This window comes from Kribbella sp. NPDC020701 (genome assembly GCF_055562215.1).
The window spans coordinates 694113-711667 of record NZ_JBVHFT010000002.1; the positions used below are offsets into that span (position 1 = coordinate 694113).

Sequence of the window (17555 nt, forward strand, 5' to 3'; positions counted from 1 at the left end):
CCACCAGGGCGGCTATGGTTCGATCAGGTGTTCGAATCCGGCACCGGTGATCGGGCAGCGGTGTGACGAGGAGGTCGGGCGAAGTGAGTGTGGCGGAGTTCCGCGGGGGGCAGGGCGGCGGCCAGGAAGAGCGCAACCCGGGGATGGGCTTCGACCGCACACCGCCTCAGGATCTGGCCGCCGAGCAGTGCGTGCTCGGCGCGATGATGCTGAGCAAGGACGCGATCGCCGACGTCATCGAGACGCTGCGCGGCACTGACTTCTATCGGCCGGCCCACGAGATCGTCTTCGACGCGATCACCGATCTGTACGCGCGGGGTGAGCCGGCCGACGCGATCACCGTCGCCGCCGAGCTGAACAAGCGCGGTGAGATGGCCCGCATCGGCGGCGCGCCGTACGTGCACACCCTGGTCGCGTCCGTCCCGCTCGCGGCCAACGCGGGCTACTACGCGCACATCGTCCGGGAGAAGGCGATCCTGCGCCGCCTGGTCGAGGCCGGCACCAAGATCGTCCAGCTCGGGTATGCCGGTGAGGGCGAGGTCGACGACGTCGTCGACGAGGCGCAGGCGGAGATCTACTCGGTCACCGAGAAGCGCACCACCGAGGACTACGCGCCGCTGAAGGACATCATGGAGGGCGCCCTCGACGAGATCGAGGCGATCGACTCCCGCGGTGACGCGATGGTCGGCGTGCCGACCGGGTTCACCGACCTGGACGAGCTGACCAACGGCCTGCACCCCGGGCAGATGATCATCGTCGCCGCCCGTCCCGCGATGGGGAAGGCGCTGGCCCTCGACACCGCGCTGCCGACGCCGTCCGGCTGGACCACTATGGGCGAGATCGCCGTCGGCGACCAGCTCCTCGATGTCAACGGTCAGCCGACCACGGTGGTGGCGGCGACCGAGGTGATGGTGGACCGGCCGTGTTTCCGGCTGTCGTTCTCCGACGCCAGCACGATCGTCGCCGACGCCGAGCACCAGTGGGTGGTCGAGGACGGCGGCCGCCCGGTGGTCTGCACGACCGCCGACCTGCACACGGCGATGTCCGCGAGTCCCGGGCTGACACCGCCGATCCCCGGGTCGGCGCCGCGCCAGATCACCGGGCACGGTTTCCCGGCCGCGCTCGCCGGGGAGGGCGAGCGACGGGTCGAGTGGATCGACCAGGTCGACAGCGTGCCGGTGCGCTGCGTCGAGGTCGACAACCCCGACCATCTGTACCTGGCCGGCAAGACGATGATCCCGACCCACAACTCCACGCTGGGCCTGGACTTCGCCCGCTCCGCCTCGATCCGGCACGGCCTGACCTCGTGCATCTTCTCGCTGGAGATGAGCCGCAACGAGATCACCATGCGGCTGCTCTCGGCCGAGGCGAAGGTCCCGCTGCACCACATGCGCAACGGCAAGATGACCGACGAGGACTGGGCCCGGCTGGCCCGCAAGATGGGCGAGGTCTCCGAGGCCCCGCTGTTCATCGACGACTCGCCGAACCTCACCATGATGGAGATCCGCGCCAAGGCCCGCCGCCTGAAACAGCGCCACGACCTCCGCCTGATCGTCATCGACTACCTCCAGCTGATGACGTCGGGCAAGAAAGTCGAGTCCCGCCAACTCGAAGTCTCCGAGTTCTCCCGCTCCATCAAGCTCCTGGCCAAAGAACTCGAACTCCCCGTCGTAGCCATCTGCCAGCTCAACCGAGGCTCCGAACAACGCTCCGACAAACGCCCCATGGCCTCCGACCTCCGCGAATCCGGCTGCCTGACCGCCGACACCCGGCTGCTGCGTGCGGACACGGGTGCGGAGATCTCACTCGGCGAGCTGCTCTCGACTGGTGCGCAGGACGTCCCGGTCTGGTCGCTGGACGACCGGCTGAAGCTGGTGCCGCGCACGCTGACGCACGCCTTCCCCAGTGGGGTGAAGGAGGTCTTCAAGCTGAAGCTCGCCTCCGGCCGCGAGATCAAGGCCACCGCGAACCACCCCTTCCTGACGTACGACGGCTGGAAGCCGCTCGGCGAATTGGCTCCGGGCGCACGACTCGGATCAGTCCGCCACGTCCCCGCGCCGCTCGAGCTCAGGCCCTGGGACGAGGACGAGATCACGCTGCTGGGCCATCTGCTCGGCGACGGATCCTTCGTCAAGCGTCAGCCGATTCGCTACGCGAGCATCGACGAGGCCAACCTGACCGCGGTCGCCGAAGCTGCCCACCGGCGGTTCGGCATCACCGCGATCCGCGATGAGTACGCTGCGGCGCGAGTGACCAGCCTGCGCCTGCCCGCGCCGTACCGGCTGGCTCGGGGCAAGCGGAACCCGATCGCCGCCTGGCTCGATGGTCTGGGGCTGTTCGGCCTCCGCAGCTACGAGAAGTTCATCCCGGCCGGCATCTTCGCGCTGCCGAAGGAGCAGGTCGCCCAATTCGTCCGTCACCTGTGGGCCACCGACGGTTCCGTCCGCTGGGACGCGAAGGCCGGCCAGGGTCGCATCTACTACGCGTCCACCAGCCGCCGCCTGGTCGACGATCTGGCCCGCCTCCTCCTCCGCCACAACATCTTCACCCGGATCAAGACCGCCAAGAAGACGGGCTTCCGCGACTCGTACCACCTGCACATCTACGGCGCGGAGAACCAGTTGCGCTTCTGCGACGAGATCGGCGTGCACGGTCTCCGCGGCCTGAAGGTGCTGGAGGTCGCAACCGCCCTGCGGGACATCAAGACCAACACCAACCTCGACACGGTGCCGAAGGAGGTCTGGTCGCGGGTTCGGGAAGTCCTTGCCGAGCGCAACGTCACCCATCGCGAGTTCGCGACAGCCATGGGCACCAAGTTCTCCGGCTCGACGATGTGGAAACACGCCCCCAGCCGGCAACGCCTCGCCAAGGTCGCCGACATCCTCGACAACGCCGACCTCGAAGTCCTCGCCACCAACGACATCTTCTGGGACACGATCACCTCGATCGAATCCCTCGGCGACCAAGAGGTGTACGACGCCACCGTCCTAGGCACCCACAACTTCGTCGCCGACGGCATCGCCACCCACAACAGTCTTGAGCAGGACGCTGACGTGGTTCTCCTCCTTCACCGCGAAGACGCGTACGAGCGTGAGTCCACCCGGCCCGGTGAAGCCGACTTCATCGTGGCCAAACATCGCAACGGGCCCACCGCCGACGTAGTCGTGGCGTTCCAGGGGCACTACTCCCGCTTCGTGGACATGGCCCACGACGGCTGAGCCGCGAGTCCGCGCGGGGCGCTCGGGGTGCGTGGAGTCGCCGGGTGCAGGCGTCTGGGGTGGTCGGACGGGAACTGGTGGGCTTGGACAGGTTATTTCGTGTGCTCGCCCACCAGAAGGTGTCTTAGCCCCCGGGAGACGACCAGCCGAGGGACGTGAAGTCCCGGGGCCGGCTCGTTGAATCAGGCTGCCTGCGGGGGCCTAGCTCGAGGACCAGCGGTGGGCGGAGATTGATTCTTGGGCTAGGAGGCGGAGGGAGGAGATGAGGGTTTCGCCGAGGATGGTGCCGATGACTACGGATTCGGCTAGTTGGTCTCGGGTGGGGTTGGTGGTGACGGCGTCGATCTCGAGTTCGGTGAAGCGTTCGACGGCTTCGGCGTAGGCGTCGAGGAAGGCGACGAGGTTGTCCTGACCCAGGGTGCGGAGGGCGGCGACGGTCTCGATCAGGGTGGCGAGGGCGGGGGCTTCGGGGTCGACGGACCAGCCGCGGCGGGCGATGAGGTCGGTGACCTGATCGGTGGCGGCGGCTCGGGCTTCGCCGCTGGCCGTCAGCCGCCGGGTAGGGGTGAGGGCGCGGTGGGCGCGGCCGATCTGTTCGTGCAGGGGTACGTCGTCTGAGTCGAGCGACTCGAGGATGTCCTTGACCTGCGCCACCGGGACCTGAGCCAGCTCGACCAGGGCGCGGATCAGGCGCAGCCGACGGACATGGGGTTCGCCGTACGACGCCTGGTTCGGGCTGCTGAGTTCGCCCGCGGGGAGCAGGCCCTCGCGCAGGTAGTACTTGATCGTCGGCACCGGGACCTCGGTGACCTTGCTCAGTTCCCCGATTCGCATTCTCGCTTGCCTTCCTCTCGCTCCTGATGGATAGTATCAGTATCCATAAACGGATACCTCAACTATCCATAGAAGGAGCTGGACAGAATGATCCCCCTCGTACTGGTGCTGGCGACGCTGGTCTTCCGGGCGCTGGGTGCGCTTGGGGTCCGGCGGTTCGCCAGCTGGCCGGTCAGCGCGGCGCACGGGATGGCCGTGATGCTGCCGATCACCGCGAGCGCGCATTTCGTCCCGGCCGGCGTGACGGTGATGCCGAACCACGCTGACATGGTGCGGATGGTGCCGCCGTTCCTGCCGTTCGCGGATGCGCTGGTCTACGTCACCGGCGTCCTCGAACTGCTCGGCGCGGCCGGCCTCGTGCTCACCGCGACGCGCAAACCAGCCGGCTACGCCTTGGCCACGCTGTTCGTGGCGCTGATTCCGGCCAACATCTACGCCGCTGTCGCCGACGTACCGTTCGCGGGCGGCGAAGCCACGCCGCTGTGGCAGCGCATCCCCGAGCAGGTCCTCTACATCGCCGTCGCTCTGTGGGTTGCGCGTACGGCGAAGTCCACCATCGAACTCGCCACCCGCAAGGAGCACTCGTACTCATGACCGACTCGTCCCGGATCATCGCCGGCGTCATCCTGCTGACCATCGTCACGATCCAGTTCGGCGGCTATTTCATGACCAGGATCGTCCGTGGTCAGGTGCCGATGACGGGATTCCAGAAGTCGTTCGCCCGGGCCGGTCACGCGCACGCCGGCGTACTGGTGATCCTCAGCCTGGTCGGACTGCTGTACGTCGACCAGACCAGCCTGACCGGCTTCTGGCTGTGGGTCGCCCGGCTGGCGATCCCGGCCGCGGCGATCCTGATGTCCGGCGGCTTCTTCGCCTCGTCCGCGGGCAAGGACCGCACCCAGCCGAACCAGTTCCTCTGGGTCCTCTGGCTCGGCGCCGCGTCCCTGGCCCTTGGCGTACTCACGCTCGGCATCGGCCTGATCGTCGCCTGACAAACAGGACTACCTCCCGCAGGTGTTCTGCAACAGTTGTGCGATCGCATGCGCAGCACCGAACCCCTCGGCCCGGGCGACAACCCGGCCGTCAGCGACCGACGCCGCGAACTCGAGGTCGTCCCCGATCACGTCACACCCCAGTGCGGACGCGAGTACGCCGTCCTCGTCGTGCACGAGCTGGAGCACGGGAACTGCTTGCCGCAGGCAACCAAGCAGAGCGCCGGTCGTGTAACGGGCCAGTGGCCCGAGCTCGTCCGGGTGGCTGGACACAAGCGCGATGATGATGGGTCCGTCGGTCGTCCGTACGACGTCCTCCGCAGCGCTGAGGCGGTTGAGTCCGAGCACCGCGATCACCCCGTCGAGGTCCGCCGTACGACCAAGCACCTCGTCGGTCACAGCCGGCGGTGACCATGCCTCATCAGCTGGACGGATCGGGGGAGCGGTCGGTGGCGGAGTCCAGGGATCATCAAGAGAGAGGTCGGCGAGGTGCGCGCACGCCCGGGCGACGGCGAGAGGCTGGACGAACCCGGGCGCCGACGTGAGCTGGTCCGCGCCGGCGAGCAGGGTCAGAGCGAGCCGTGAGATCCGGATCATCCGGCCGAGATCCTGCGCGTCGAGGGAGAGCCCGAGTAGTACGGCGTTCAGCCCGAGCAGCCCGGCGTACGGCGTGCCGAGGTCGGCCAGTTCCGTCAGCACTTCCGGACCGGGGTGCTGCTGGTCGAGCCACGCAGACGCGAACGCGGCGAGTCCCTCAGCCGGAGTAGTCACCTGCCGGGGCGCGGCTCGTTGGGAGATGTGAGGAGTGAGAGTCGAGAAGTAGAGAGCGCGTTTGCCGGGGAAGTTCGAGTACACCGCGCCCCGGGTGAGATCGGCGCGGGCGGCGATGCGGTCGATGGTGGTGTCGCCGTAGCCGTGCTCGGCGAATTCCGCCCGGGCCGCGGCCAGCACCTTCGCCCGGGTGCGGAGCTGCAACTCAGCCCTGCTCAACCGGCTCACGGACCCTACGATAGCACTCAGATGTTGCTATCATCTGGATGATGACAACATCTGAAGGGTGAGTGGGGATGGCAGCCGAGGTGCTGAAGTGCACGTTCTGCGGCAAGAGCCAGCAGCAGGTCGGCAAGCTGATCGCCGGCCCCACCCCGCTGTGCATCTGCGACGGTTGCGTCGAGCTGTGCAACGAGCTGATCGCTGACGAGGACCTCTCCGACCTCAGTGATGAGCTGCCCGGCCGGCTGCCCAAGCCGCAGGAGATCCGGGAGTTCCTCGACGGCTATGTGATCGGCCAGGACGAGGCGAAGAAGGCGCTGGCCGTCGCCGTTTACAACCACTACAAACGGAATCGAACGCAGCGTCCTTCAAACCGGGGGGACGCCGACGTCGAGCTCGGCAAGTCCAACATCCTGCTGATCGGCCCGACCGGATCCGGCAAGACCCACCTGGCGCAGACGCTGGCCCGGATGCTCGATGTCCCGTTCGCCATCGCCGACGCCACCGCGCTGACCGAGGCCGGGTACGTCGGTGAGGACGTCGAGAACATCCTGCTCAAGCTGATCCAGGCCGCCGACTTCGACGTACGCAAGGCCGAGACCGGCATCGTCTACATCGACGAGATCGACAAGATCGCCCGCAAGAGCGAGAACCCGTCGATCACCCGTGACGTCTCCGGTGAGGGTGTGCAGCAGGCGCTGCTGAAGATCCTGGAGGGTACGACGGCGAGTGTCCCGCCGCAGGGTGGTCGCAAACATCCACAGCAGGAGTTCATCCAGCTCGACACGACGCGGGTGCTGTTCATCGTCAGCGGTGCTTTCGACGGTCTCGACGAACTGATCGCTCGCCGCAGCCGCCCGACGAGCGTCGGGTTCGGCCTGTCGATGCAGCAGTCGTCAGAACCGAAGGTCATGCCCGAGGACTTGGTGAAGTTCGGTCTGATCCCCGAGTTCGTCGGCCGGCTCCCGATCGTGGCGACCGTCCCGGGTCTCGACCGCGACGCGCTCGTCCGCATCCTGACCGAGCCGCGCAACGCCCTGATCAAGCAGTACCGCAAGCTCTTCCGGCTCGACGGTGTCGACCTCGAGTTCACCCTCGACGCGGTCGAGGCGATCGCCGACCTCGCCCTCCTCCGCCGCACCGGCGCCCGCGCCCTCCGCGCGATCCTCGAGGAGGTGCTCCTCCCGGTGATGTACGACGTACCCGGCCGCGACGACATCGAGCGCGTGGTCGTCGACCGCGACGCCGTCGAGAGCAACGTCAATCCGACCCTGGTTCCACGGATTCCGCCGCGGCGGCGGAGGACCGCCTGAGCCGGTCGCCCACCTCGGTCATCCGTACGGCGACCTCCGGCGTCGCCTCGTCGACGGCGAACTCGGCGCCCAGGGCAACGATCGGCACGACCTGGGACAGCACCAGCGACGGCGTGTCCGCGCTGAACCGGACCACGCACGCGTCCAGGCCCGCGATGAGGTTGCCGAGGCCTTCGACCCCGGTGACTGCCGACGGCTCACCGAGCTCCGGCAGCGGTACGACGCCGACCACCGGCTGGCGCCGAATCACGAACTCTGAGCCGCACGCCGAATCACGAGGGCCGCATGCCGAATCAGGAGGGCCGCATGCCGAATCACGAGGGCCGCATGCCGAATCACGAGGGCCGCATGTCGGATCACGAGGGCCGCACGCCGGATCACGAGGGCTGAGCCGCGCGCCGGATCAGCTCCTCGACGAGTGCCGACTTCCCGTCGACGTACGCGGCGCGGTCCGTCGTCAGCAGGTGCGCCAGTTCGCGCTTGCGGGCGGCGTACCGTTCGCGGTCGGCGGGGTCCGTCCGCAGGTGGTCGCGCAGCACGATGTGGTCCTGGTGAGCCTTGTTGCCTTCGACAACCAGATACAGATGGTGATAGCGGACGGTGTCCGGCGGGAGTGCGAACGCCTCCCGTCCGGGGACTCCCATGTCGCCTTCATGCTGGTAGCCGGCGGCGATCAGTGCCGCGATCGCCGCCGGGAGCAGGTCCGCCGACGGGACCACGACATCCACGTCGATGATCGGTTTGGCAGCGAGCCCCGGTACGGCGGTGCTCCCCACGTGCTCGATCTGGTGCGGCAACTCGGTCAGGTACGGCGTGAGTCGCGCCTGGATCTCGGCGAACCACACCGGCCAGCGCGGGTCGTACTCGACGACCTCGGCCGGCACGATCACAGGGCCGCCGTCACGTCGATCTCGACGAGCTGACCGGGGAAGCCCAACTGCGCGACGCCAAGCAGCGTGCTGGCCGTAGTGAAGGCCGGAGCGAGCGGGGACGCGTTCAGCTGGGTCCACACTGCGGCAAGGTCCTCGCGGACCGGGCTGGCGACATAGATCACGGTCCGTACGACGTGCTCCGGGGAGGCGCCGGCGGATTCGAGGGCGGTCAGGATGTTGCGGATCACCTGCTCGGTCTGGGCTTCGAGTCCGCCCTCGGCCAGGTCACCCGAGGGTTGGAGCGGACACTGCCCGGCCAGGTAGATCAGAGTGTCGGCCTGAACCTTGGTCACATGGTGGTACCCGGGCGTCGGGTGCAGCCCGGCGGGATTCGTGCGCTCGATCGTCACGCCTCAGAGCCAACGCGAGATCACCTGCCCGGGTCAAAAGGTTTACCGGGTAAGGCGTCGTACGAACCGCTTCTGCCACGGCGTCTCCACCGCGTGCGAGTCGTAGTTTCGCCGTACGTACTCGACGGCGTCCGCGGCGGGGATCCCGTCGAGGACGGCAAGGCAGGCGAGCGCCATACCGGTCCGGCCGCGGCCACCGCCGCAGGCGAACTCGACTCGCTCAGAGCCCGCGCGCTCCAACGCGTCGACGAATACGGAGCGAGCCTCGTCACGATCGGCGGGAAGCCGGAAATCGGGCCACCGCAGCCACTGCGCGTCCCAGTTGACGGCAGGAGGTGGCTTACCCAAGAGGTAGACGCCGTACGTAGGAAATGGCGCTGCCGCCGGGCCGTTGCGCAGACCACGTCCGCGCACCATCCGACCCGACGGCAGCACCATCACGCCAGGTGCATCCTTCTCCCACGTCTGCACCAGGCAACAGTAGGCCGTGTCTGGTGCTCCCGCGCCTACCGCGCGGCACTCGGCACGGCACCTGCTCGCTGCGGCGCCGGAGCACCAGACACGACCAATCAGGCGGTCAGCCGTTCCTCGGTCGAGGTGGAGAAGAGGTGCAGCTTGTCGGCGTCTGGTGCGAGGTGGACGAGGGTGCCTTTGTCGTTGTGCAGGCGGGTGCCGATGCGGGCGATGATCTGCTGCTTCTCGTCGGTGTGTTCGGCGGTGCCGTAGAGGAACGCGTCCGAGCCGAGTTCCTCGATCACGGCGACCTTGACGGGCAGGCCCGCGTCGGCCAGGTGGAACGCCTCCGGCCGGATGCCGAGGGTGAGCGTCTTGTCGTCGCCGGCCTTGGCCAGCACCGCACGCTCGATCGGTACGACGTAGTCGCCGATCTTGGCGCCGCCGTCGGTGATCTCGGCCTCGATCAGGTTCATTGCGGGCGAGCCGATGAAGCCGGCCACGAACTTGTTCTTCGGCCGGTCGTAGAGGTTCAGCGGGGTGTCGACCTGCTGGAGCAGGCCGTCCTTGAGGACGGCGACGCGGTCGCCCATCGTCATGGCCTCGACCTGGTCGTGGGTGACGTAGACGGTGGTGACGCCGAGGCGGTGCTGGAGTTCGGCGATCTGGGTGCGGGTCTGGACCCGGAGCTTGGCGTCGAGGTTGGACAGCGGCTCGTCCATCAGGAAGACCTGCGGGTTACGGACGATCGCGCGGCCCATGGCGACGCGCTGGCGCTGGCCGCCGGACAGGGCCTTCGGTTTGCGGTCGAGGTATTCCTCGAGGCCGAGCAGCTTGGCGGCTTCGAGCACGCGCTTGGCCCGCTCGTCCTTGTGGATGCCCTGCATCTTGAGCGCGAAGCCCATGTTGTCGGCGACCGACATATGCGGGTAGAGCGCGTAGTTCTGGAACACCATCGCGATGTCGCGTTCCTTCGGCGGGGCGTTGGTCACGTCGCGGTCGCCGATGTAGATGGAGCCCTCGTTCACCTCTTCGAGGCCGGCCAGCATCCGCAGCGCCGTCGACTTACCGGAACCCGACGGCCCGACGAGCACCATGAACTCGCCGTCGGAGATGTCGAGGTCGAGCTTGTCCACCGCGGCGATGTCGGTGCCCGGGTAGACCCGGGTGGCTCCCTTGAACGAGACAGTTGCCATGTCGCGCTTCCTTTCCTTCGCCGGCAGGAACGTGCCGGACGATCCGTAGCAAAGGCCCCCAGGGTCTGGGTGTCTGCCTGGGCGATGCATCACCAAAGCACTTGTTCCAACGGTTGAAGCCCGATTTACATTCCCGGGTGATGTAAACCACCTCATTGACAAGCAGATTTTTTACGTACAAACTTTTTTGTGTGATGAGAGACGTGATGCACCTGGAGCAGCTCGAACAGGCCGAGGCGCTGTTCAAGCCGCAGCGGATCGAGGTGCTGCGGCGGCTCGCCGAGCCGCACACCTGTGGTGAGGTGGCCGAGCAGCTCGGGCAGACACCGCAGCGCGTCTACTACCACGTCAAGCGCCTCGTCGACGCCGGCTTGGTCACGCTCGTCGAGGAGCGCAAGGTGCGCGGCGTCCACGAAGGCATCTACCAGGCGACCGCCCGCTCGTACTGGCTGTCGCCGAAGCTTGTCGGCCGGATCGGCGGCCTGCGCCGGGCTCAGGACGAGCTGAGCCTCGGCTACCTGCTGGACCTGATGGAAGAGGTCCAGACCGACATCGCCGCGCTGGACCGGACAGCTCCGGAGCTGCCGTCCGTCGGGGTGTCCGGTGAGATCAGGGTCCCGCCCGAACGGCGGCGGGAGTTCTTCCAAGACCTGCAGAGCACGCTGCAAGACCTCTTCTCGCGCTACGGCGGCGCCGAGGGCGACGCCTTCAAGCTGGCCGTGGCCTGCTACCCCAAGGGAGACCAAGATCATGACTGAACCGCTCATCCTGCAAGCCCGCGCCAAGGCCGGCATCGACGAGGTCCGGCAGGCGCTGACCGACCCCAAGGCCCTGAACCTCTGGCTCGGCGAGCACTCGACCGTCGACCTGCCCGGCACGTTCGAGTTCTGGGGCCGCTACATCCCCGAAGGCGACGCGCCGCACCAGCGAGTGCTCGCGTACGACGGCCAGACGCTGAAGCTGGCCTGGTTCCTCGGCGGCGAGGAAACCACCACCGAGATCACCTTGACCCCCGAGGGCGACGACTCCACGGTCGTCAAGCTCGAGCAGAGCCACTTCGACTTCGCCGACGCGATCAGCGGGGCGAACATCCGCGGCGTACTGCAGACCTTCTGGTCGCTGGCGCTGGCCAACCTCGTCGACCACCTGGAGGGCCGCGAGCTCACCACGCGCCCGGACTTCACGTCGTCGACCTTCGAGGGTGAGGCGCTGATCGATGCGCCGATCGCCCAGGTGTACTCGGCGCTGACCGAGCCGGCGAAGGCGTCAGCGTGGTTCGGCTACCCGGTCGACATCGATCTGCGCAAGGGTGGCCGGTTCGCGATGGGCGGCTTCGACGCCGGGCCTGGCGTGGAGATCGTCGACCTGGTCGAGGGCCGGAAGATGTCGATGGACTGGGGTCCGGCCGGCATCAGCACCTGGGAGCTGGCCGACTCCGGTGGGAAGACGCGACTGACCTTCGTGATGAGCGGGTTCGACGAGGGCAACCCGCCGTACGGCGCCTGGCTCGGTTGGCTCAGCGGTGTTGCGTCGCTACGTCGCTTCAACGAGCAGAAGGACTGGCAGTCGATCTGGGTTGCCTAGAAGTACGGTCCAGCTGAGCGGACCGAGTCGGTGAGGAGATCGAGCAGGGCGCTCACCGCTCTGCTCGGTCTCCTGCTGCCCGTCGTGACCACGGACAACGTCCAGGTCAGGTCGGTGCCGGCGATAGGCCTCTCGACGACGCCTGGTGCGTTCGCCGGCTCCAGCTCGGGTACGACGGCGACACCGAGGCCGACGCGGACGTATTCGGGGATCGTCGTGAGTTCCGGCACCTCGACCTGGACTCGCCGTGGGATGCCGGCGTTCTCGAAGGCCCGGTCGACCGTGCTGCGGTTGCCGAATCCGCGCGGCATGTCGACGAACCGTTCGCCGGTGAGCTCATCGAGCCGGACCGCCGGCTCGTCGGCGAGTGGATGCGACGACGGCAGCAGTACGACGAAGGGCACCGTGGCGAGTTCGCGGACCTCGAGTCCGGGCAGGTCCGATCTGGCCTGGCCGACCAGCGCCACATCCAGCCGGCCGTGCCGTATGTCGTCCGACAGCCCGCTCGAACCGGTCGGCGAGGTGGCCACCTGTACGTCGACCAGCGGGTACGTCCGGTGGAACGCCCCGAGCAGCTCAGCCAGATTGACCAGGTTCAGCCGTGCCAGCGTGCCGATCCGGATGTTGCCGCGCAGTCCGGCCGACGCCTCCTCGACCGCGGCCCGCGCCCGGTCCAGGGCCTCCAACGCAGCCTTTGCCTCCGGCAACAAAGCCTGACCGGCCGCGGACAGCGCCACCCGCCGCGTCGACCGGTCGAACAGCGTCGTCTTCAAGTCCTTCTCCAGCGCGTGGATGGCGGCCGACACGCTGGACTGGACCGTGAACAGCCGCCGCGCCGCCCGGGTGAAGCTCAGCTCCTCGGCGACCGCGACGAAGTACTCGAGCTGTCGGCTGTCCATGTCCTCTCTTCCCCGGAGCGTTTCGGCGTACCACTCCTGCTGAATTATCGATGTTCCCGATAAGACCTTGCAAGAACTTTCGTTTCCCTCGATAGATGTCGTGAGCCACTCTGGATGTATGTCCAGCTTGACTGCCCAGCACGCGTCGGCCTCACGCATCCGGTTCGCCCATGGCCCGGGCTTCTGGGTGATCGCCGCGGCCTTCCTGACCACGATGGCGTTCTCCACGGTGCCGACGCCGCTCTATGCGATCTACCAGCACCGCGACGGGTTCCCGACGTACGTCATCACCGTCATCTTCGCGAGCTACGCGGTTGGTGTGATGGCGTCGTTGTACCTCGCCGGGCACGTCAGCGACTGGCTCGGCCGAAAGCGAGTCGCGCTGGTCGCCGTACTCGCGGAGGCGTTGTCGGCCGCTGTGTTCCTGCTCTGGCAGGACGTGCCGGGTCTGTTGATCGCGCGCTTCATCTGTGGGATCGGGATCGGTGTGTTGACCGCGACCGCCACGGCGCACCTGTCCGAGCTGCGGCAGATCGCCCGTCCCAGTGAGGATCCGAGCCGGTCCGCGCTGATCTCGAGCACGGTGAACCTCGGTGGGCTCGCGTTCGGTCCGCTGGTGGGTGGTCTGCTGGCGCAGTACGTCGGGTCGCCGCTGGAGCGCCCATACGAGATCTTCCTGGTCTTGCTGCTGCTCAGTGCGCTGGGGATCGCGCTGGTGCCGGAGACGGTGGAGCGGTGGGAGGAGCGGCCCGCTTATCGGCCGCAGCGGGTCGCGTTGCCGTCGTCGGCGAAGCCGCTGTTCTTCGCGTCGGCCGTTGGTGCGTTTGCGGCGTTTGCGATCTTTGGGCTGTTCACCTCGCTGGCACCGACGTTCTTGGCCGGGACGCTGCACCACACCTCACGGGTGCTTGCCGGTGTGGTGACGTTCGCCGTCTTCATCGCGGGCGCCGGCAGTCAGGTCGTCTTCGTCCGGCTCACCCGCCAGCACCAGCTCCGTCTTGGTCTGGTCGCGATGTCGGTGGGGCTGGTCGGGGTTGCTCTCGGCGGACTACTTCCGAGCCTGGGGATCTTCGTCGTTGGCGGTGTGGTCGCCGGCGTCGGTGTTGGCCTGGTCTTCCGCGGTGCCGTCGCCACTGCCGCCTCGCTAGCTGACCCGTCCTCCCGCGGTGAGGTGCTGGCCGCGCTCTTCCTGATCGCGTACGCCGGCCTCGCGATCCCCGTCCTGTTGATCGGCCTCGGTATCGCCTTGCTCCCCGCGGACGTCGCCCTCCTCGTCTTCTCCGCCCTGATCCTCGTGCTGGTCAACGCCGCAGTCCTCCGCATGCTCGCCGCCCACAAGTAGTCCACGCGGGTAGCCCACTCGCGACCCCCTACGCACGCTCCTGGTAGGTGGTGATCGCTCACGGACGTCCGTCGTACACGGGACTCATGTGCAGGCCGGAGGTGGTGATCCTTGCGGCCTGCACATGGCCCGACGCGTCAGGAACTGGTCAGGATTACTAGTTGTTGGGTTGCTCGGGTCATTGCGACGTAGCGGTCGACGGATCCTTCGATGCCGTCGCCGAATGACTCTGGGTTGATGAGGACGACCAAGTCGAACTCCAGGCCCTTCGACAGCTCTGGGGTGAGCGATCGGACGCGCGTAGTGCCCTCGAAGGAAGGGTCGCCGATGATGCAGGCGATGCCGTCGGCGTGGGCAGCCAGCCAGGTGTTGAGGATCGAGTCGAGGTCCGCGACGGAGCCGTGGATGACGGGGAGGTCGCTGGTGCGGATGGAGGTGGGGACGTTGGCATCCGGGAGTACGGCGCGGATGACGGGCTCGGCCTCGGTCATGATCTCGGCGGGCGTGCGGTAGTTGACGCTCAGGGAGGCCAGGTTGATTCGGTCGAGACCGACGCGGTCGAGGCGTTCCTGCCACGACTCGGTGAAGCCGTGCCGGGCCTGGGCGCGGTCGCCGACGATGGTGAAGCTTCGGGACGGGCAGCGGAGCAGCAGCATCTGCCACTCGGCGTCGGTCAGTTCCTGAGCCTCGTCGACCACGATGTGCGCGAACGGGCCGGCGAGCAGGTCCGGGTCCGCGGTGGGCAGCGCGGATTCGTCGATCAGGGCTTCCTGGATGTCCTTTCCGCGCAGCATCGGCACCCAGCCTTCGTTGTCGTCATCGGCCTCGAGGATGTGGTCGATGACGCCGGCCATGCGTTCGCGTTCGGCTGCTGCGACTGCCTTCTGGCGACGCTTCCGTCGGGATGACTCCGGGTCGCCGAGTCGCTGCCGTGCCGCGTCCAGGAGCGGCAGGTCAGACACCGTCCACGCCTCGGGGTCCTTGCGCTGCAGCTTCTTGACCTCGTCCGGGGTGAGCCAAGGAGCGCACATGCGCAGGTACGCCGGAACCGTCCAAAGGTCTCCGACGAGGTCGGTCGGTTCGATCAACGGCCAGGCTTTGTTGAAGGTGGTGACCAGGGCATCGTTCTGCTGCAGCGACCTGCGCAGCATCTCCTCCGAGATGTCGTCGTCCTCGTACTCCTCGGCGTGCTTGTCCACGAGGATCGTGAGCAGCTCGTCCCAGACCAGGTCGCGCGCGTCGTTGTGCGGCGTACCCGAGTCTGCTGCTCCGAACGCATCGGTCCAGTCGGCGGGACTGAGCCTGATGTCCGACCAGTGGGTCTGGACGATCATGCCCTTGGTGGGCACTTCCTCGTAGAGCCGTACGGCGGGCTCGATCGCCCCCACCATGTCCGCGGACGCCTTCAATCGGGCCACGTCCGGGTCGGACTCGACCGCTGCTGTGGATCCTTCGGGAAGCAGGTCCCGCAGAGTGCAGGTCTGCACGCCCTCCTCGCCGAGGCTGGGGAGTACGTCGGAAACGTAAGCCAGATAGGGCTGGTGCGGACCGACGAACAGTACGCCGCCTCGACGGTGACCCAGGCGTGGGTCGGAGTACAAGAGGTACGCCGTCCGATGCAAAGCGACCACCGTCTTGCCCGTACCCGGACCGCCGTCGACGACCAGAGCGCCCCGGGAACTCGCGCGAATGATCGCGTCCTGGTCGGCCTGGATGGTGCCGAGTACGTCGCGCATCCGGGGCGATCGGTCGCTGCCCAGGCTGGCGATGAAGGCGGACTGGTCATCGAGTGACGCGGCGTGCCCCTCGAGACCGTCGGAGGTGAACACCTCGTCCCAGTAGTCGTTGATCCGGCCGCGGGTCCAGCGATACCGGCGGCGGCTCGTCAGACCCATCGGGTTGGCGTGGGTCGCGCCGAAGAACGGCTCGGCCGCGGGTGAGCGCCAGTCGATCAGCAGCCGGCGACCTTCGCTGTCCGTGAGGCCGAGGCGTCCGACGTACACGGGCTCGGAGTCGTCCTCGGTCACCATGTGGCCGAGGCACAGGTCCAAACCGAACCGCCGCAGGGCGCGCAGGCGCGTGGTCAGCCGGTGGATCTCCAGGTCCCGGTCCAGCGCCTCCTGACCGCTGCCACCGGGTGCCTTGCGTGCGGCGTCGAGGCGGTCGGACAGGTCGGCGATCGTCTGCGCGAGACTCTCGCCGATGGCCGCGAAATGCTTCTCGTCGCCGGCGATCAGCCTCGAGTCGGCCTTGGCAGCGAGGTTGTCGGGAAGGTCGAACGCACTGACATCCCCAGACATTGACGACACAACTCGCACGTTCAAAAACCCCCAAGTTTCAGCCAGTTTTGCTGTCAGCCGACGATTGTGAGCTATGAACCGGGGCTTGCGGCAAGTCCCCCAGTGCGCTATACGTTAGACATGGCAGGGAGATCTATCTCCTTGCCCTTTCTTCGCCTGATGACGGGTGAGTCCAGTGGTCCGACCCGCGGAGCTGGAGCGGGACTTCGGCCTGAGCGTCGCCGTACTGCGACCGCATGTGGGTGGCTATGAGAGCGACTGCTGGGTGGCGGACGACGCGTGGTTCGTCAAGATGTGGAAGCAGCCGGGCACGCCCAACGGACTCGAACTCCTGGGAGACCTGCAGGTCCGCGGGGTGCCGACGGTCGCGCCGATCCGGACCACGTCGGGGAAGCTCTACGCGGTTCTCCACGGTCGACCGTACGCCGTTTTCCCTTATATTCATGGCCGTACGGCGACTCACGACGACTGGCGCGTGACGGCGCAGGCGCTCAGACAGGTGCATGAGCTCAGTGAACCGCCGGAGCTGCCGCAGGTCACCGTGGACGAGCCTGAGATTCGTCAGCTGGCTCAACGACTGGATCATCCGTGGATCGTGGACCGGCGCGACGAGGTGGCCGCGTCGATTCGGCGACTGGACGCGGTGATCGGGCGGGTGAGCGTCACGCCGGTTCGTGAGGTCGTCTGCCATCGCGATTTCGGCGCGCTCAACCTGATGCTGAACGAGGACGGCGAGGTCGCGGCCATCCTCGACTGGGAACAGGCCGTCATCGGACCACGCGAGTACGACGTCTGGATCGCCGCCGAAGGCAACCACCTCGAGTCGTTCCTCACCGAGTACGGCGCTCACGACCTCGACCTCGATCACCTCGAGTACGCCCTCCTGGCCCGCGGTCTCCGAGACATGGCCGCCCGCATCCTGGACGGCGTCGACCGGCCAGGCGTAGACACCTGGGGCTTCGACCGCATAGCCCGCCTCGACCGCGACCTCACGGTCTTCAGCTCCTACTGCCGCCCGGCCGACGACCCGCGCTAGGAGTCCTTAAGATGCGCTCATGTTGCGTTCTGGAAGCTGGGCCAGGCCGGCGGGTGTGAGTCCCGTCCCGGTAGGTACCGGAGCGCCGGGTAGCAGGCCCCGGTTCATTGGAG

17 protein-coding genes are annotated in these 17555 nt (G+C 67.4%); 8 read left to right on the plus strand and 9 right to left on the minus strand.

Annotated elements, in window-relative coordinates; genetic code table 11:
- Positions 1-143: 143 nt before the first annotated feature.
- Entirely contained in the window at positions 144-3218 is a 3075-nt protein-coding gene (locus ACZ3HV_RS06865) for a replicative DNA helicase (protein ID WP_465681710.1), read from the plus strand.
- Between the two features lie 201 nt (positions 3219-3419).
- On the opposite strand, the gene ACZ3HV_RS06870 is transcribed toward ACZ3HV_RS06865, so the two are convergent.
- On the minus strand, positions 3420-4052 hold the full coding sequence (locus ACZ3HV_RS06870; RefSeq protein WP_465681659.1) for a MerR family transcriptional regulator: 633 nt from the start codon (positions 4050-4052) through the stop codon (positions 3420-3422).
- A gap of 87 nt (positions 4053-4139) precedes the next feature.
- Here ACZ3HV_RS06870 and ACZ3HV_RS06875 point away from each other — a divergent pair, with 87 nt between their 5' ends.
- Both ACZ3HV_RS06875 and ACZ3HV_RS06880 read left to right on the plus strand, forming a co-directional pair.
- A complete protein-coding gene (locus ACZ3HV_RS06875; protein WP_465681661.1) occupies positions 4140-4646 on the plus strand; it encodes a DoxX family protein in 507 nt (168 codons plus the stop codon).
- A complete protein-coding gene (locus tag ACZ3HV_RS06880) occupies positions 4643-5044 on the plus strand; it encodes a hypothetical protein (protein ID WP_465681663.1) in 402 nt (133 codons plus the stop codon). The genes ACZ3HV_RS06875 and ACZ3HV_RS06880 overlap by 4 nt, the downstream gene beginning before the upstream one ends.
- A 9-nt stretch (positions 5045-5053) precedes the next feature.
- On the opposite strand, the gene ACZ3HV_RS06885 is transcribed toward ACZ3HV_RS06880, so the two are convergent.
- Complete coding sequence (locus tag ACZ3HV_RS06885; RefSeq protein ID WP_465681665.1) at positions 5054-6043, minus strand: TetR/AcrR family transcriptional regulator; 990 nt, start codon at positions 6041-6043, stop codon at positions 5054-5056.
- Between the two features lie 68 nt (positions 6044-6111).
- On the opposite strand from ACZ3HV_RS06885, the gene clpX reads away from it, so the two are divergent.
- Entirely contained in the window at positions 6112-7350 is a 1239-nt protein-coding gene (gene clpX / locus ACZ3HV_RS06890; RefSeq protein ID WP_465681667.1) for an ATP-dependent Clp protease ATP-binding subunit ClpX, read from the plus strand.
- Here the strand turns inward: clpX and ACZ3HV_RS06895 are convergent.
- The 5 genes from ACZ3HV_RS06895 to ACZ3HV_RS06915 all read right to left on the minus strand — a co-directional run bounded on the left by ACZ3HV_RS06895 (position 7298) and on the right by ACZ3HV_RS06915 (position 10281).
- Entirely contained in the window at positions 7298-7600 is a 303-nt protein-coding gene (locus ACZ3HV_RS06895; protein ID WP_465681669.1) for a hypothetical protein, read from the minus strand. The genes clpX and ACZ3HV_RS06895 overlap by 53 nt on opposite strands.
- A 127-nt stretch (positions 7601-7727) precedes the next feature.
- A complete protein-coding gene (locus tag ACZ3HV_RS06900) occupies positions 7728-8240 on the minus strand; it encodes a GrpB family protein (protein WP_465681671.1) in 513 nt (170 codons plus the stop codon).
- Positions 8237-8632, minus strand: coding sequence for a RidA family protein (locus ACZ3HV_RS06905; RefSeq protein ID WP_360379237.1), 396 nt, complete (start codon positions 8630-8632; stop codon positions 8237-8239). The genes ACZ3HV_RS06900 and ACZ3HV_RS06905 overlap by 4 nt, the downstream gene beginning before the upstream one ends.
- A 42-nt stretch (positions 8633-8674) precedes the next feature.
- Positions 8675-9103, minus strand: coding sequence for a protein-tyrosine phosphatase family protein (locus ACZ3HV_RS06910; protein ID WP_465681673.1), 429 nt, complete (start codon positions 9101-9103; stop codon positions 8675-8677).
- A 98-nt stretch (positions 9104-9201) separates the two neighbouring features.
- On the minus strand, positions 9202-10281 hold the full coding sequence (locus ACZ3HV_RS06915) for an ABC transporter ATP-binding protein (RefSeq protein WP_465681675.1): 1080 nt from the start codon (positions 10279-10281) through the stop codon (positions 9202-9204).
- Positions 10282-10475: 194 nt separating this feature from the next.
- On the opposite strand from ACZ3HV_RS06915, the gene ACZ3HV_RS06920 reads away from it, so the two are divergent.
- Both ACZ3HV_RS06920 and ACZ3HV_RS06925 read left to right on the plus strand, forming a co-directional pair.
- Positions 10476-11039 carry an ArsR/SmtB family transcription factor gene (locus tag ACZ3HV_RS06920; protein WP_465681712.1) on the plus strand — a complete coding sequence of 188 codons (564 nt, stop codon included), beginning with the start codon at positions 10476-10478 and terminating at the stop codon, positions 11037-11039.
- Positions 11032-11865, plus strand: coding sequence for an SRPBCC family protein (locus ACZ3HV_RS06925; protein WP_465681677.1), 834 nt, complete (start codon positions 11032-11034; stop codon positions 11863-11865). The genes ACZ3HV_RS06920 and ACZ3HV_RS06925 overlap by 8 nt, the downstream gene beginning before the upstream one ends.
- Here the strand turns inward: ACZ3HV_RS06925 and ACZ3HV_RS06930 are convergent.
- On the minus strand, positions 11862-12764 hold the full coding sequence (locus ACZ3HV_RS06930) for a LysR family transcriptional regulator (protein WP_465681679.1): 903 nt from the start codon (positions 12762-12764) through the stop codon (positions 11862-11864). The genes ACZ3HV_RS06925 and ACZ3HV_RS06930 overlap by 4 nt on opposite strands.
- Before the next feature lie 118 nt (positions 12765-12882).
- Here ACZ3HV_RS06930 and ACZ3HV_RS06935 point away from each other — a divergent pair, with 118 nt between their 5' ends.
- Complete coding sequence (locus ACZ3HV_RS06935) at positions 12883-14106, plus strand: MFS transporter (RefSeq protein ID WP_465681681.1); 1224 nt, start codon at positions 12883-12885, stop codon at positions 14104-14106.
- Between the two features lie 137 nt (positions 14107-14243).
- On the opposite strand, the gene helR is transcribed toward ACZ3HV_RS06935, so the two are convergent.
- Complete coding sequence (helR, locus tag ACZ3HV_RS06940) at positions 14244-16406, minus strand: RNA polymerase recycling motor ATPase HelR (protein WP_465681683.1); 2163 nt, start codon at positions 16404-16406, stop codon at positions 14244-14246.
- Between the two features lie 175 nt (positions 16407-16581).
- Here helR and ACZ3HV_RS06945 point away from each other — a divergent pair, with 175 nt between their 5' ends.
- The gene (locus ACZ3HV_RS06945; protein ID WP_465681685.1) at positions 16582-17442 is read left to right on the plus strand and encodes a phosphotransferase enzyme family protein; all 861 of its coding nucleotides are present in this window, start codon (positions 16582-16584) and stop codon (positions 17440-17442) included.
- Positions 17443-17555 lie beyond the last annotated feature (113 nt).